The organism is Streptomyces sp. NPDC040545 (assembly GCF_055595065.1).
Genome location: NZ_JBVIWA010000028.1, coordinates 1 through 14,620 on the forward strand (window position 1 = coordinate 1; position 14,620 = coordinate 14,620).

The window sequence follows — 14,620 nt, forward strand, 5'->3', positions numbered from 1 at the left end:
CGCAGGACGAGCGCGCAACCACCGGGTACGGCCGAGACATGCCCGCACGCGCCGAGCCGAGGAGACACCCCGCCCCGGCACCCCACCCCGCCCCCTGCCGACAGGCCCGCCACCCCCAGCCCCGCCGGCGATTGAGGCGCGGGTCCGGGCAGCGCCCGGCAGACAGCCCGCGCCCGGCACACGGCCCGCGCCGAAAACACCGCCGAGCCGCCCGCAGGGCAGACGGCTCGCGCCGAACACACCATCCGAGGAGTCCACCGTGCACGCATTACCGCCCGACGAGCCGACCCGCCGGACCGGCCGGCGCCCCCTGGTCGGGGTACTGGCCGCCAACACCATCTCCATAGCCGGGAGTTCGCTCACCCTCATCGGCGTCCCGTGGTTCGTGCTCCAGACCACGGGCAGCGCCGGCCGGGCCGGGGTCGTCGCCTTCTGCGCCACCCTGCCCGTCATCGTGGCCGCCCTGATCGGCGGACCGGTCATCGACCGGATCGGCCGCCGCCGGGTCTCCGTCGCCTCCGACCTGATCAGCGGCCTGTCGGTCGGCGCGATCCCGCTGCTGCACTACACCGGCGTCCTGGAGTTCTGGATGCTGTGTGCGCTGATGGCCGTCGGCGGCCTGGTGCACACCCCGGGCCTGACCGCCCGCGGCGTGCTCCTGCCGAATCTCGCCGAGCACGCCGGCACCACCATCACCCGGGCCGCCGGCCTCTACGACGCGGTCTCGCGCGGTGCCCGGATGATCGGGGCCGCGGTGGCCGGTCTGCTCATCGCGGCGTTCGGCGCCGAGACCGTACTGCTGCTGGACGCGGCGACCTACGGGGCGTCGGCGCTGCTGGTCTCCGTCTTCCTGCGCGGGGTGCCGGCCGCCGAACCGCAGCGCACCGCCGGGAAGGTGTCCCTCAAGGCGTACCGCGCCGAGCTCGCCGAGGGCTGGGCCTTCATGACCCGCACCCGGCTGCTGCTGGGCGTCACGGTGATGGTCATGATGACCAACGGGCTGGACCAGGGCTGGTCCTCGGTCCTGCTGCCGGTGCACGGCCGGGAGGCCCTCGGCGGCGCCACCGCGATCGGCCTGATGATCTCCCTCTTCGGAGGCTTCGCGCTGCTGGGCGCCCTGTTCTACGGGATGTGGGGCGAGCGCTTCCCGCGCCGCGCGGTGTTCACGGCGGCCTTCCTGCTCTCCGGGGCGACCCGGTACGTGGTGGCCGCCCTCACCGGCACGACCCTGCCGCTCGCGGTGACGATGGCCCTGGCCGGCCTGGGCGCGGGCATGCTCAACCCGATCCTGACGACGGTCATGTACGAGCAGGTGCCGGAAGCGCTGCGCAGCCGCGTCTCGGGCGTGGCCACGGCGGGCTGCGAGCTGACCATGCCGATGGGCGGACTCGCCGCCGGCCTGCTGGTCGACGGGTTCGGGGTCACCACCGCGCTGCTGCTGTTCGGTGGCACGTACCTGCTGACGACGCTCTCCCCGATGGTCTTCCCGGCCTGGCGCGGACTGGACCGGGCGCCGGCCGTCAGCAGGACGGAGCCGGCTCGCCCCGGTTCAGCGCGCGAAGAGAGTTCACCGCATCCGTCAGCGAGGTGACGGGGACCAGCCGCAGCCCCTCGGGGAGTTCCGACAGGGCGTCCGCGCACTCGGCCTTCGGTACGAGGAACACGCTCGCCCCGTCGCGCCGCGCGGCCTGGGTCTTCAGGGCCACCCCGCCGACCGCGCCGACCGCGCCGTCGGCGGTGATGGTGCCCGTACCGGCGATGCTGCGACCGCCGGTGAGATCGCCGCCGCTGCCGTCACCGTCCAGCTTGTCGACGATGCCGAGGGAGAAGAGGAGGCCGGCGCTCGGGCCGCCGACGTCGGCGAGGTTGAGCTCGACCTTCACGTCCTTGGGGTCCTTGTGGAGGAAGCCGAGGGCTGCGTCGGTGGCGGCCGACTGCGACTTGGACATTTCCTCCAGGTTGTGCTTCTCGATCTCCTCGTCGCTTCCGCCGGAGGAGTAGACGGCCTCGCGGGGCATGACCGCCTGATCGGTCTTGAACCAGTGGCCGATCAGCTCGTGCAGCTTCATGGTCGAGGACGGGCCGGTGGCCCGGATGGTGGTCATCCGCAGCTCGCCCTTGGTGTCCCGGACCGGGGCGCCGGTCACGGTGATGACCGGCTTGCCCTGGTCGGAGCCCAGAACGTCGGCCGTGAGCCCGGGGATGGCGACCACGAAGGGCAGCGGCGCAAAGGCCGCGGCGGCGAAGAGCCCGAGCACGGGCACGGCGCAGACGGCCAGGGCGGCGGGACGCGGCAGACGTGAGAGGCGTGAGAGCACCCGCCCAATCTATCCGGCCCCTCCCACCCCACCGGCCCACCCCAGCACCGCCGGCCACAACCAGCCCAGCCGGGCACACCCAGCCCCGCCGGCGTTTGAGGCGCGGGGGCCCGGGGCAACGGCGCCGACCCGGCAACGAACCGCCGAGCCCGCGGCCTAGCGAAGGGCGTCGGCGACCTCGCGCGCCGCGTCGACCACCCGCGGCCCGACCCGCTCCGGCACCGCGTCCGCCAGCATGACGACGCCGACGCTGCCTTCCAGCCCGGTGATGCCCACGAGCGGCGCGGCGGCGCCGCTGGCGCCCGCTTCCAGCTCCCCGTGGGTCAGCGTGTACCCCGGCTCGATCAGGGAGCCCTGACGCGCTGCCAGGATGGCCCGCCCAGCGGCCCCGCGGTCCAGCGGGTGGCGGAAGCCGGCCCGGTAGGCCACGTGGTAGTCGGTCCAGGTCGGCTCCACGACGGCGACGGCGAGCGCCTCGGTGCCGTCGACGAGGGTCAGGTGCGCGGTGGCACCTATGTCCTCGGCGAGGGACCGCAGCGCGGGCAGGGCGGCCTCGCGTACGAGCGGGTGGACCTGGCGGCCCAGCCGCAGCACTCCGAGGCCGACCCGGGCCCGGCCGCCGAGGTCACGGCGGACCAGGGCGTGCTGTTCGAGGGTGGCGAGGAGCCGGTAGACCACGGTGCGGTTCACACCGAGGCGGTTGGAGAGCTCGGTGACGGTCAGACCGTGGTCGGTGTCGGCGAGCAGTTTGAGGACTCTGAGTCCTCTGTCGAGAGTCTGGGAGGTTTCCGCGGTCACGACGCCTCTCCCTCTTTCGGTGAGCGGCGGTGACTCTCGGGGTGGCACGCCGCCGGTCCCGCGGCGACGCACGGAGAGGCCGCCGGTAGCGGCCATTGCACCGGCTGCGCTCCCGCGGCGGCGCTGCCACGGTGCGTTTGTTGCGGGGACAGTAGCGAGCGGGTCCGCTCAGCGGAAGGGCTCGTCCAGAATCCGGGCGCGCGCTACCTGTTTGTGCCGTTTCCTGATCGGGCTCGGTGTCATTTCGTGACCTCGATTGCCACAGGACGCCTTTACCGCCCCATGACTCCGAGCATGTTCAAAACGACTGTGATCGCCTCCAGGGAGGATGCGCCCCCGCGCACCTGGACCCGGCGACGGGCACCGGCGGCGGCGTGGTGCTCGCCATGGGCGCGGCCCTGGTCGCCGGCAACGGCCGCCGGCGCCGCCCGACCGCGTAACGGCGGACGGGGTCCGTGCGAACCTCCGCACGGACCCCGTCCCCCACTTCGTGGAAACTCACCGCATACGGGTGGCCCACTCCTGCACCTTCTTGATCCGCTCGCGCAGCTGCCCCGCGGTCGCCTCCGCGCTCGGCGGCCCGCCGCACACCCGGCGCAGCTCCGTGTGGATCACCCCGTGCGGCTTGCCGCTCTGGTGGACGTAGGCGCCCACCATGGTGTTCAGCGACTTGCGCAGCTCCAGCAGCTCCTTGTGCGAGACCACGGGCCGCCGGTCCGCCGGCAGCTCCAGCAGGTCCGCCTCCGCGTCCGGCTTGCGCCGGCTGTGCGCGATCTGCCGCGACTGGCGCTTCTGCAGCAGCATCTGCACCTGGTCCGGCTCCAGCAGCCCGGGGATGCCGAGGTAGTCCTGCTCCTCCTCGCTGCCCGGGTGCGCCTGCATGCCGAACTCGGCGCCGTCGTAGAGGACCCGGTCGAAGACCGCGTCGGACTCCAGCGCCTCGAAGGACATCTGCTCGTCCTCGCCGGTGTCCTCGTCCTCCTGCTTGTTCGCCTCGTCCATCTCCTTCTCGGACTCGGCGTACGGATCCTCCTCGCCCTGCTTCTTCGGCTTGTCGAGGACGTGGTCGCGCTCGACCTCCATCTCGTTGGCGAAGCCGAGGAGATAAGGAATGGTCGGCAGGAACACGGACGCGGTCTCGCCGCGCCTGCGCGAACGCACGAAACGGCCGACGGCCTGCGCGAAGAACAGCGGCGTCGAGATGGTCGTGGCGTAGACGCCCACCGCGAGGCGCGGTACGTCGACGCCCTCGGACACCATCCGGACCGCGACCATCCAGCGGCTGCCGTCCTCGCTGAACTCGTCGATCCGCTTCGACGCGCCGGTGTCGTCGGAGAGCACCACGGTCGCCTTGCTGCCGGTGATCTCCCTCAGCAGCTTGGCGTAGGCGCGCGCCGAGTCCTGGTCGGAGGCGATGACGAGGCCGCCGGCGTCCGGGATGCCCTTCCTGACCTCCGTCAGCCGCTGGTCGGCGGCGCGCAGCACGTTCGGCATCCAGTCGCCGCGCGGGTCCAGCGCCGTGCGCCAGGCCTGGGAGATGGCGTCCTTGGTCATCGGCTCGCCGAGCCGGGCGGCGATCTCGTCGCCGGCCTTGGTCCGCCAGCGCATGTTGCCGCTGTAGGAGAGGAAGATGACCGGCCGGACGACGCCGTCGCCGAGCGCGTTCCCGTAGCCGTAGGTGTAGTCGGCGGAGGACCGGCGGATCCCGTCGTTGCCCTCCTCGTACGTGACGAAGGGGATCGGGTTCGTGTCGGACCGGAAGGGCGTTCCGGTCAGGGCCAGGCGCCGGGTCGCCGGGTCGAAGGCCTCCAGGCAGGCCTCACCCCAGGACTTCGAGTCACCGGCGTGGTGGATCTCGTCGAGGATGACGAGGGTCTTGCGCTGCTCGCAGCGGTTGCGGTGCAGCATCGGCCGCACGCCGACACCGGCGTAGGTGACGGCGACCCCGTGGTAGTCCTTGCTGAGCGGTCCGGCGGAGTACTCGGGGTCGAGCCGGATGCCTATCCGGGCCGCCGCCTCCGCCCACTGCTTCTTCAGGTGCTCGGTCGGCGCGACGACGGTCACCTGCTGCACGACGTGGTGGTGCAGCAGCCAGGAGGCGAGGGTGAGCGCGAAGGTGGTCTTGCCCGCGCCGGGCGTGGCGACCGCGAGGAAGTCCCGCGGCTGGTTCTGGATGTAGCGGTCGAGCGCCCCCTGCTGCCAGGCACGCAGCTTGTTGGCGGTACCCCACGGGGCACGGCCGGGGAAGGCGGGTGAGAGATGGTGGGAGGCGGTAGTAGTCACGGTCTCCGGTTCGTGCTCTCGGCGTATCTGGTACGGGTGGCAGGCAGTCGTACGTAGGACAACCGGGCCACCCTACCGGCCCGGGCCCGCCCCTCGCGGAGGGACAGGCCCGTGACCTCGGCGGGTGCGGCGAGCGTCACATCGGCGGGGCGAGCAGCGCCCGCAGCCGGGCCGCGATCCGCGCGACGTCGCCCTCGTGCCCGGCGGCCACATCGATGACCAGCGCGTACGCGGCCTCCTGGTCCACGTCGCCCGGATCGGCCCCGTTCACGGCGAGGAAGGTGGCCGCGGCGAGCCAGGCGGTGCGCTTGTTCCCGTCCACCAGGGGGTGGTTGGTCGCGATGCCGTGGAGCAGCGCGGCGGCCTGCTCGTACGGGTCCTCGTACGCGGGGGTCCCGAACATGCGGGCGCGTGGCCGGTGCACCGCCGACTCCAGGAGCCCGGGGGCGCGCAGTTCGACGGGCTGGTCCTGGGCCAGGCAGGCGTGGCGGGCGAGGTCCAGGACCTCGGCGAGCGTGAGGTGGCGCACCGGGGCCGTGGGGGCGCTCATTCGCCGAGGCGCTTCAGCAGGGGCGCGTGCTGCTGCGCGAGCCGCAGCGCCTCGGCGGCGACCCGGCTGTGCTCGGCGCGCAGCAGCGCCCGTACGGCGTCCAGCGCGAGCTCTTCGGGCGACCGGCCCGTCGCGTCGGCGAGGTCGGCGCACTCCGCCCGCTCGGCGTCGGAGAGCATGATGATCAGCTCGTTCATGGGCGGAACGGTAGTGCCGCGGCCGGTCGTGACGCATCCGGATTCCCCGGCGCCCGGCAGACCCGGGCGGTCACCGCTCGGCGGGGTCCCCGGCCGGATCTTTGGCCGAATCCTCGGCCGAATCGTTGGCGGGATCCTTGGCGGGATCGAGCCGGGTCGCCACCCAGGCACCGACCAGCGCCACGCAGGCCATCGGCAGGAACACCACGGCGAAGGCGGCCGGGTGCGAGGCCGACGCGTCGGCGGTCACGCTGTGCGCGGCCCCCACCGCACCACCGCCCAGCGCGGCGAACGCGGCGCCCCCGCCGGCCAGCAGCACCACGTTCGCCAGCGCGTCCGAGATCTGCAGCGAGGCGGAGTTGGCCCCCGCCTCCTCCGGCGCCGACAGCTGGAGCAGCAGCACGCTCGTGGAGCCGATCACCAGGCCCATGCCCAGGCAGCCGACCGCCCAGGCCAGTGCCAGCGTCCACACCGGCACGGACTCGATCAGCACGGCGGGCGCCGCGGCGATGGCCAGCGCCACCAGCACCATCCCGGTCACCATCAGCCGTTCCCGGTACGGCGCCACCCGGCCCTTGGACTGCACCCACGAGCCGCCCGCCCAGGTCACCCCGCCGAGCGCGAGCGAGAACCCGGCCATCGTCGGGCTCAGCCCCCGCTGGGTGACCAGCATCAGCGGTACGAAGCTCTCCGCCGCGATGAACGACCCGGCGGCGACCCCGCGCAGCAGCACCACGGACGGCAGCCCGCGCCGCGCCAGGTAGGTCCCGCGCGGCAGCAGCCCCAGCACGGCGGGCACGAGCAGGGCGGCGCCGGCGATGCCCGGCGCCAGCGACAGCCACCGCAGGTCCTGGGCGGCGTACTGGAGCAGCCCCGCCCCCACCGAGATGCCGAGGGCCAGCCGGATCCGGCGCCGGTCGAAGGCCACGGGCGGGGCGTCGGGGTCGACGGGCCCGGACGCGGTCCGCCGTATCGCGGGCAGGGCCACCACGAGCGGGACGACGACGAGGGCCGGTATCGCGAGGAACACCCACCGCCACCCGAGGTGCTCGGTGACGGTCCCGGAGGCGAGCGGCCCGACGATGGAGGGGACCACCCAGCTCGCGGCGAACGCGGCCATGATCGCGGGCCGCAGCCGCTCCTCGTAGGCCCGGCTGACGACGACGTACAGGGCGACGATGACCAGCCCGCCGCCGAAGCCCTGCACGGCCCGGCCGAGGACGAACACCCACATGACCCCGGCGGTCCCGGAGATCACGAGCCCGGAGGCGAAGGCGGCGATCCCGACGGTCAGCGGCCGCAGCGGCCCCTGCCGGTCGGCCCACTGGCCGGCCAGGACCATGCCGAAGAGGCTGGTGGTGAAGTAGGCGGAGAAGGCGAAGGCGTAGAGCCCGATCCCCTCCAGCTCGCGGGCGGCGACGGGCATGGCCGTGCCGACGGCGGTGGCCTCGAAGGCGATGAGGAAGACGACGGAGATGATCCCGATGCTGAGCGTCCGGTACGCGGGCCCGAGAATCCCGCCCCCGGGCGGGGGCGGGATCGGTGCGGTTCTCTGGGGAACACGGGGTTCAAGGGCGCTCATCGCCCCAGAGTAAGGTGCGTAGCCCCGCAGTGACCCTGTCAATTCGACGGATCCCGCTCTCGTCCCGGAGGCCTAGGCCGGACGGACTGTGAACGCGGCATGGCAGTCGCATTGCACGGCCCGCGTATCCCTTCCCCGGCCCGGCGAGCCCCCGTAGCGTCATGCACGTCACCACCACACAGCCGTGTGCCCGAGTGGTTGAGGGACTCGCCTGCAAAGCGAGTTACGCCGGTTCGATTCCGGTCACGGCTTCGCGGCGGGCCGTCCAGGGGCAGGCGCACCCCTGGGCGGCCTTCGCCTTTTCCGGCTCAGGCACCGCACCCGGTCTGCTGCCTGGCGAAGTCCAGGTACTTCTTCATGAGACCCGCGAACAGGGGGCGGCGTTCCTCCTGCTTGATCTGCTCCGTCGAGCCGTCGAGCCACAGCTTGAGCTCGAAGGCCTCGGTGGGACCCTTGCACGAGAGGAAGATCGCGACACCGCCGTCCCACAGCTTGCTGTTCTCCGCGAAGGGAAGCGGCTCCGGCTTCTGCTCATCGACCGCAGGAGCCCAGAAGAAATTCTGTCCCTGTGGCAAACGCTCCGCCGACGCGAAGAACCGGGTCTTCCCCTCCACATAGATGTTGCAGATCGCGCTCTTCCGGCCGGCAGTCAGACGCGCATCGGCCGGCGCGGCCACCCGCACCTCCTCGCCCGTACCCATGAAAGGTGCGAGTTCCGTCGGGGTGAAGGCTCCGAAGCACGTGGACGCGGGAAGCTCGGGCACGGCCGACACCTTGCCGTCGGAGCAGCCGGCGAGCAGTGCCGCTCCGACGGCGACCGCGGCCACCGCGCGGTGGGTACGAGTACGAGGACCGGTCATCATGATCCGCCGTTCATGGTGGCGACCAGATCCCGGCCGACCGAGTAGGCGTTCGCCGTCTCCGTGGACGCGACACCCGCGTAGGAGTCGATGGTTCGCTCGGACAATCCGGATCCGCGGGCTGCGATGCGGACCGACGCCGCGGCCGAGTCGGACGCGCCGGTCTGCGCGCGCACGTACTCCTCGCCCGCCTTCTGGTTGCTGTCCTCGACCTTCTTCGCAGCGTCCTTCTCGGCCCCCTCGACCACGCTCTCCGTGATGTCCTCCTGAAGCCATTCGACGACGTCGCCGGCCAACGGCACCAGTTCGAGGTACTTGCCGCCCGCCGCGGTGATACCGCGGTTGACCCACTTGGCGTTGTCCTCGACGCCCTTGACGTACTCCTCCTGCTTGTGGGCGTTCTCGCCGAACGTGCCCTCCGCCCGGGCTTCGGACAGCATGCCGGCGATCTGTCCGCCCGGGTGCACCGCGACCTTGACGGCCGCATCGACGTCGTCGTACTCGCCCCGATGGGTGAAGACGTCATTGACCAGTGCCGTGGTGAAGGTCCGCTGGGCCGTGGTCATCGCACCGTAGGCCTCCGGATCCTGGCCCACCGCCCCGATGAACCGAGCCATGCCGGCCTTGTCGAACTCGGCCATCTCGCCGTTGGCCTTGATCGTCCCGCTGCCGTTCTCCGCAGCGGCCTGGATGTCCGGCATGTACTCGGCCGCCATCTGGCCGAAGTGCCCGGACAGCCCGTTCAGCGGCCCGTCCGGTTCCTTCGGGTCCGCGTCGACCAGCTCCGGCTTGTCGCCGATCTTCTCGACGACCCGCTCCATGACCGCCGCCATCTCCTTCGTGTGCGGGACCGGCGGGGAGTCCTCGTCACCCGGGGCGCGGTGCGAGACCGCCGCCATCAGGGCATCGCCGACCGCCTGCTGGGCGGGGTGCAGGTCCCCGGTCCGGCTGATGTCGAAGCTGTCCATGTACTGCTTCTTGTCGAGCATGTAGTCGACCATGCCCTGGTCCTTGCCGTGCTGGCCGCCGACCGGCTTGTCGTCCTTCGTGACGATGCCGTCGTTGTTGCTGTCCTCGCGGACCGGCTCGTTGAAGAAGGCCGTCGCCGCGTCCGGGTTGTTGCCCAGCGCCTCCATCAGGCCGGTCAGCGGGTAGAAGCCGCGGCCGTCCTGGCCCTGGCTGAGGACCGTCTCCAGCCCGTACGGGGTGTGGAACTCCCAGGTCCTCGGGTCCTTGCGGTCCATGGCGACCATGTCGCGGCCGACCGAGGTGAGGAACTCCGTGTCGTACTTCCCCTCGCGCAGCAGCGCGCCCAGGGCCTGGTAGCCGTAGATCTGCTGCACGCCGCCGTAGACGGCCATCTCCTTGCGGCCCGCCTTCATCAGCTGGGTCGTCCAGGCCGCGTCGAGGTGGCCCGGGACGTCCTTGTGCGTCGCGAGCCCGAGCATCGCGCCCATGTCGCTCTGGATGTTCGCGACCATCAGTGCGCGGTCCTTGCCGGGCGCCCCCAGGCCGGTCGCGTCGAGGGACATCTTGGAGTACATCTCCAGCGTGCCCTCGGCGCCGATCGTCCGGTAGAAGCCCGTGGAGAACTCGGGGTCCGTGCGGTTGTCGTCGAGCAGTTCCTCCAGCTCGCGCAGCGCCTCGACGTTGCGCGCCGTGCCGCCCTCGCCGGTGACCTTCTTCATCAGATCGGCCGCGCGGGCCACCTGTTCGGCATCGAGGGTGGTGAACTTCGCTCCGCTGAAATCGTGTTCGTCGGCGACGTTCGCCTGGAGGACGCGGACCAGGGAGTCGTCGGCGTCCTGGGCGTCCTCGACCGCCCGGTTGATCCGGGACTGCCACGCGTTGCGGGCCGTGTTCAGGGTCGCCTGGTAGTCGGGGTCGTGCCGGGCCGCGTTCCGCTCCCCCTCGGTGGGCAGGGGGATGGCGGTGACCCGCCCGTCGGCATCGACCTGGAAGCCGGCCGCCGGAGCCTCCGCGGCGAGCTTCTTCAGCGCGTCCTGGGCGGCCTTGAACGTCGCGTGCGCGTCGGCGAGGACCTGGTACATGCCCTTGGCGGCCTTGGCCGCGTCCTCGAACTCCTTGGCCGTCTTGTCGACGAACCCGCGCGCCACTCCTGCGGTGACCCCGCTCCACTCGGCCTTGTCGGACTTCGCCTTCATGCCGTTGCGGGCGGCCTCGGCCATCTCGTCGAGCTTGCCGGCCATCGCCGTCCAGTCGGTGACGGCCGTCTGGAGCTTGTCCAGGGGCGCGTTCATCACGTTCTCGTACGTCAGCATGCGGGGCGCCTACTTGAGGTATCTGTCGATCGCGGACGCCGTGAAGTCTGCATGGAGCTGCTGCTCGTCCTTGGCGTGGGAGGCGAGCGAGTAGTTCAGCCCGTTGGAGATGTTGGCGCAGGCGGCCACGAGGGTCTTCACCTGGCTCTCCCAGACGCTGTTGGCCTTGAGGAGCGCCGCCCCGCCGGCGAAGGCCTCCTTCGTGAGGGCCCCGGCGGCTTCGGCGGTGGCGGTGGCGGCGTGCTTGCCGTCGGCCTGCAGGCGCGTGTGCAGCTTGTACGCCTCGGAGCCGATCGCACCGATGTGGTCCTGATTGAGCTCGAGGTCACCGCCGCCACCGCCACCACCGCCGCCGGGATCGGCGGGCACCTGATTGAGGCGCATGGTGACACTGGCGGTGGCCGTGGCGCGAGCCGCCGACCATTCCTCGTCGAACGACATCGCGTGAACTCCCGAAGGCAGGGTGCAGGTCAGATCGGCCCCGGGTCAGCGGTTACGTCGTACGACGACTACGGTCACGGCTCCACCGATCAGCACGCAGGCTGCCAGACCGAGCCCGATCCAGGGAAGCGCGCTGCCGCTCTTCTTCTCCTCGGCCTGCGCGGCGGGCTTGGACGCGGCGGCGTCGGGGGCCTTGCCGTCGGGGGCTGCGGAGGGCTTCTTGGCCGCGTCCGCCGCCGCGAGATCGGGCAGCGGATAGACGTCGGCCGGACCGGGGTCGCCGGGCGTCTGGAGCGCGATCCGGGGGCGGACCACTCCGTAGCCGACGTAGTCGTTGCGCTCGACGCCGTCGGTGGGCTTGCCGGCGGTGTTCAGGAGGACGCGCAGGACCTGGTTGTTGGTCCAGTCGGGGTGGGCGGACCAAATGAGGGCGGCGGAGGCGGAGGCGAGGGCGGAGGAGTCACTGGTTCCGTGGGTTTTGCACAGCCCGGACTGGGCCTTGCAGGATGAAACGATGTCCATACCCGGTGCCGCTATGTCCACCTGGGGGCCGTGCATCGACTCCTTGGTCGGCTTAGCGTTGACGTCCACTGCCCCGACACCCACCACACCGGGAGTCCCAGCGGGGTAGGCGAGTTCGTTGGTCGATTCCCCGTCATTGCCAACGGCGGCAAAAATTAGCTTGCCCTTCGAGAGCGCATACTTCACAGCGGCTGCCCGCCCCGCGTCTTGTTCCGGCTTGCCAGGGAGCCCCATGGAAATATTGATGACCTTGGCGTCCGAGTCCGCCGCGTATCGAATAGCCGCGACGATCGACGGAGTATCCGTCCCTTCCAGGATGTCGGGCACACGGATCGGGAGGATCTTGACGCCGGGTGCAAGGCCATACGCGCCGTCACCGCTTGGGTGCTTCCCAGTGCCAGCGATCATTCCGGCCATGCCAGTGCCGTGGCCGGAATAGTCGTTGTCCCTGCCGACCTCGGCATCACCAACGGGGAAAGCCTTGCCCGGGAGAACTTGGCCAGCAAGTTCCGGGATCTGATTGACACCAGTATCGATCACCGCAACGGTGATCCCCTTACCGGTGGTGACCTTCCAGATCTCGTCGGCCTTCATGGCGTCGAGATGCCATTGCTGGGATCGAACGGTCTCCGCATGGGCAGGGGTCGCGGCGACGCCTGCCAGAAGGAGACCCACCAGGGCCGAGGTCGCCTTGCGCATGCGCATCCCGTGCAATGTCCGTTCTGCTCAGTCGATCACCGGCGGGACAACACGACGGCTGCCCTGCCAGGTCTCTTCGTCTTCGGCCAGGTAGTCGGGGCGTTCGCCCCCCTGGTCGTTCCGTCGCGTACCCGGAGTCTGCGTGCCGGCGCCGCCCGCGTGGCCCATGGGCCTCATGCCCGCGCTACCGCCGGCGCCATTGCGGACGAGACCCGAACCGCCCTGGGTGAACGGCTGGCCGCCCACGCCCGGGCGACCGACCGCACCGGTCTGACGCCCTCCGACGACGCCTCCCGGCTCCGAGGCCAGCCGACGTCCGCCGGAGAAGCCTCCCTGGCTGCTGCCGTGGCCGCCACCGCCACCGTGGCCCATCCCTCCGCCACCCATGGGACGGCCTGCCTGGGCGCCTTCGCCGATGACCGTACCCCGCGGGATACCCGAGCTGGGGCCGGTGGACGTCACGGGGCGGCCGCCCATGATGCCGCTGTCACGCGGAAGCATGCCGGGCAGGCCGCCGCCCTTGCCGAGGGGACCAGGCGTGCCCGGGACAGGGATGCCGGGGCCGAAGACACCGGGGAGACCCGGCCCCTTCACCCCGCTGATCGGTGGGACTGCCATGGGCGGCACGAAGGGGCCGGGGGTCGGACCGCCGGGGCTCGTCGGCAGCGGGCCACCGGGCGGCGTCGTCACCGGAGGCAGTGTCTGGTTCGGGGGCAGCGTGCCGACCGTGTCGAGGTCCACCTCCACGTCACGGTCGGGCGTCACCGGCGCGGGCAGAGTCGTCGTCGGCAGAGTGTTGTCCGGCTGCGGCGGATGTCCCGGAACAAAACCTGGCTCGTTCGCCGGCGCACTGCCGCCAGGACCCGTCACCGGGTACGACGAACCGGCGGAGCCGACTGCTCCGGAGCCTCCCCCAGACCTCGCCATCTCTTCTGAACCGCCGCCGTCGTAGCCCTTCGGCACAAGGTCAGGCGGCGGCGGCGGGAACGTCGGGATCGGGGCCCTGTCCATCTCCGTGGACGACTGCTGGTACGACTGCGCCAGGTTGGTCATCAGGCGGATGGCCTCGCGGCGGTCCGCGTCCAGGATCGTCTGGGCCTCCGAGCGGGTCTTCGCCGAGTCCGGGTCGTTGTGGTGCTCGATGGCCGCCGCGAGATCCTTGGTCGCGGTCGCGTCGACCGCGACCATCTTCGTGGCCTCGGTCATCGTCTGGACGACCCAGCCCATCGCCGTCCCGCCCTTGGCGCTGTATTCGCTCAGGCGCAGCGTCGCGTTGCCGGCGCGGCCCACCCACTCCTGGAAGGCGTCGGCTCCTTGGCCCTCCCAGCCGGTCACGACGTGGTTCTTGAGCGCCTCGCCGATCTTCTTGATGTCCTCGGCGGCCTTCTTCAGCTGGTCGGCCCGTGCCTGGACCGAGATGGGGTCCAGCGAAGCGATCATGTCGCGCATCTGCTGGTGCGTGAAGCGTTCGAAATCGGTCATGAGTAGCTACCTCCCGCCGTGCTGGTCGACGGAGTCGGAGTCGGAGTCGTGGACGTCGGTGGCTGGTTGGCTTCCTTGAGGCGGCGCTGTTCCTCCGGCCACGGGTCGCGTTCCTCCACGTACTGCGCCTTCGCCTCCCTGGCGATGGCCGCCATGCGCCGCTTGGTCTCCTCGTCCACGCCGTCGTAGCCCTTACCCGCCGACAGGACCGCGATGCCCAGGGCCTCGATCTGCCCCGCCAGCCCCTTCGAGAGGTTCTGCAGCTGCGTGATGACCGTGTCGTACGACTTGAACAGCGCGTCCACCTCGGTGAAGCCCTTGCCGAGCTTGCTGGCCGGCAGCTTGCCGTCCGCCAGCTTCTTGTGGTCCGCGTCCGAGCCGGTGAGTTCGTCCAACAGCGAGTCCACCATGCGCTTGTACTCGCTCATCGAGTCGAACTCGACCCGCAGCGCCGCACTGGCCGCACCGTAAGCCGCCCCCGCGATCGCGCCCATCGGGCCCGCCAGCCCCAGCGTGAGGGCTGCTGCCACCTGGCCCGCCCCGTTGTCCTCTGCCACGTTGGCCTCCCCGTCTCCCCGTCTCCCCGTGGTCGCGGCGTTTCCGCCG

Annotated in this window: 13 protein-coding genes and 1 tRNA gene; 2 read left to right on the forward strand and 12 right to left on the reverse strand. The window is 71.3% G+C overall.

What is annotated here, in order from left to right; translation table 11 throughout:
- The first annotated feature begins 259 nt into the window (after window positions 1–259).
- Window positions 260–1,591, forward strand: coding sequence for an MFS transporter (locus ACZ573_RS34530; RefSeq protein WP_471312217.1), 1,332 nt, complete (start codon window positions 260–262; stop codon window positions 1,589–1,591).
- Here ACZ573_RS34530 and ACZ573_RS34535 read toward each other — a convergent pair.
- The 6 genes from ACZ573_RS34535 to ACZ573_RS34560 form a co-directional block, all read right to left on the reverse strand.
- Window positions 1,521–2,318 carry a S16 family serine protease gene (locus tag ACZ573_RS34535; protein WP_351158767.1) on the reverse strand — a complete coding sequence of 266 codons (798 nt, stop codon included), beginning with the start codon at window positions 2,316–2,318 and terminating at the stop codon, window positions 1,521–1,523. The two genes, ACZ573_RS34530 and ACZ573_RS34535, sit on opposite strands and share 71 nt — an antisense overlap.
- A 156-nt stretch (window positions 2,319–2,474) precedes the next feature.
- Window positions 2,475–3,116 carry an IclR family transcriptional regulator gene (locus ACZ573_RS34540; RefSeq protein WP_007264382.1) on the reverse strand — a complete coding sequence of 214 codons (642 nt, stop codon included), beginning with the start codon at window positions 3,114–3,116 and terminating at the stop codon, window positions 2,475–2,477.
- 498 nt (window positions 3,117–3,614) lie between these two features.
- Window positions 3,615–5,399, reverse strand: coding sequence for a DEAD/DEAH box helicase (locus ACZ573_RS34545; RefSeq protein ID WP_052874215.1), 1,785 nt, complete (start codon window positions 5,397–5,399; stop codon window positions 3,615–3,617).
- 136 nt (window positions 5,400–5,535) lie between these two features.
- Window positions 5,536–5,949 carry a type II toxin-antitoxin system death-on-curing family toxin gene (locus ACZ573_RS34550; RefSeq protein ID WP_471312220.1) on the reverse strand — a complete coding sequence of 138 codons (414 nt, stop codon included), beginning with the start codon at window positions 5,947–5,949 and terminating at the stop codon, window positions 5,536–5,538.
- On the reverse strand, window positions 5,946–6,146 hold the full coding sequence (locus ACZ573_RS34555; RefSeq protein WP_471312222.1) for a hypothetical protein: 201 nt from the start codon (window positions 6,144–6,146) through the stop codon (window positions 5,946–5,948). The genes ACZ573_RS34550 and ACZ573_RS34555 overlap by 4 nt, the downstream gene beginning before the upstream one ends.
- A gap of 70 nt (window positions 6,147–6,216) precedes the next feature.
- Window positions 6,217–7,728, reverse strand: a complete 1,512-nt coding sequence (locus ACZ573_RS34560) for an MFS transporter (RefSeq protein ID WP_471312224.1) — start codon at window positions 7,726–7,728, stop codon at window positions 6,217–6,219.
- A 180-nt stretch (window positions 7,729–7,908) separates the two neighbouring features.
- Between ACZ573_RS34560 and ACZ573_RS34565 the strand changes: the two genes are divergently transcribed.
- A tRNA-Cys gene (locus ACZ573_RS34565) sits at window positions 7,909–7,980 on the forward strand.
- A gap of 56 nt (window positions 7,981–8,036) precedes the next feature.
- Here ACZ573_RS34565 and ACZ573_RS34570 read toward each other — a convergent pair.
- From ACZ573_RS34570 to ACZ573_RS34595, 6 genes are read right to left on the reverse strand one after another with little or no spacing between them, the layout of a single operon-like run.
- Entirely contained in the window at window positions 8,037–8,555 is a 519-nt protein-coding gene (locus tag ACZ573_RS34570) for a hypothetical protein (protein ID WP_471312226.1), read from the reverse strand.
- Between the two features lie 32 nt (window positions 8,556–8,587).
- Complete coding sequence (locus ACZ573_RS34575; RefSeq protein WP_471312228.1) at window positions 8,588–10,870, reverse strand: hypothetical protein; 2,283 nt, start codon at window positions 10,868–10,870, stop codon at window positions 8,588–8,590.
- Between the two features lie 9 nt (window positions 10,871–10,879).
- On the reverse strand, window positions 10,880–11,311 hold the full coding sequence (locus ACZ573_RS34580) for a hypothetical protein (RefSeq protein WP_471312230.1): 432 nt from the start codon (window positions 11,309–11,311) through the stop codon (window positions 10,880–10,882).
- Window positions 11,312–11,356: 45 nt separating this feature from the next.
- Window positions 11,357–12,538 carry a type VII secretion-associated serine protease mycosin gene (gene mycP / locus ACZ573_RS34585; protein WP_471312232.1) on the reverse strand — a complete coding sequence of 394 codons (1,182 nt, stop codon included), beginning with the start codon at window positions 12,536–12,538 and terminating at the stop codon, window positions 11,357–11,359.
- Between the two features lie 21 nt (window positions 12,539–12,559).
- Window positions 12,560–14,014 (reverse strand): WXG100 family type VII secretion target, encoded by a 1,455-nt coding sequence (locus ACZ573_RS34590; protein ID WP_471312234.1) that lies wholly within the window; start codon window positions 14,012–14,014, stop codon window positions 12,560–12,562.
- Window positions 14,011–14,571: a hypothetical protein gene (locus tag ACZ573_RS34595; protein ID WP_471312236.1), complete on the reverse strand. Its 561-nt coding sequence runs from the start codon at window positions 14,569–14,571 to the stop codon at window positions 14,011–14,013. Before ACZ573_RS34595 ends, ACZ573_RS34590 begins: the two co-directional genes overlap by 4 nt.
- Window positions 14,572–14,620 lie beyond the last annotated feature (49 nt).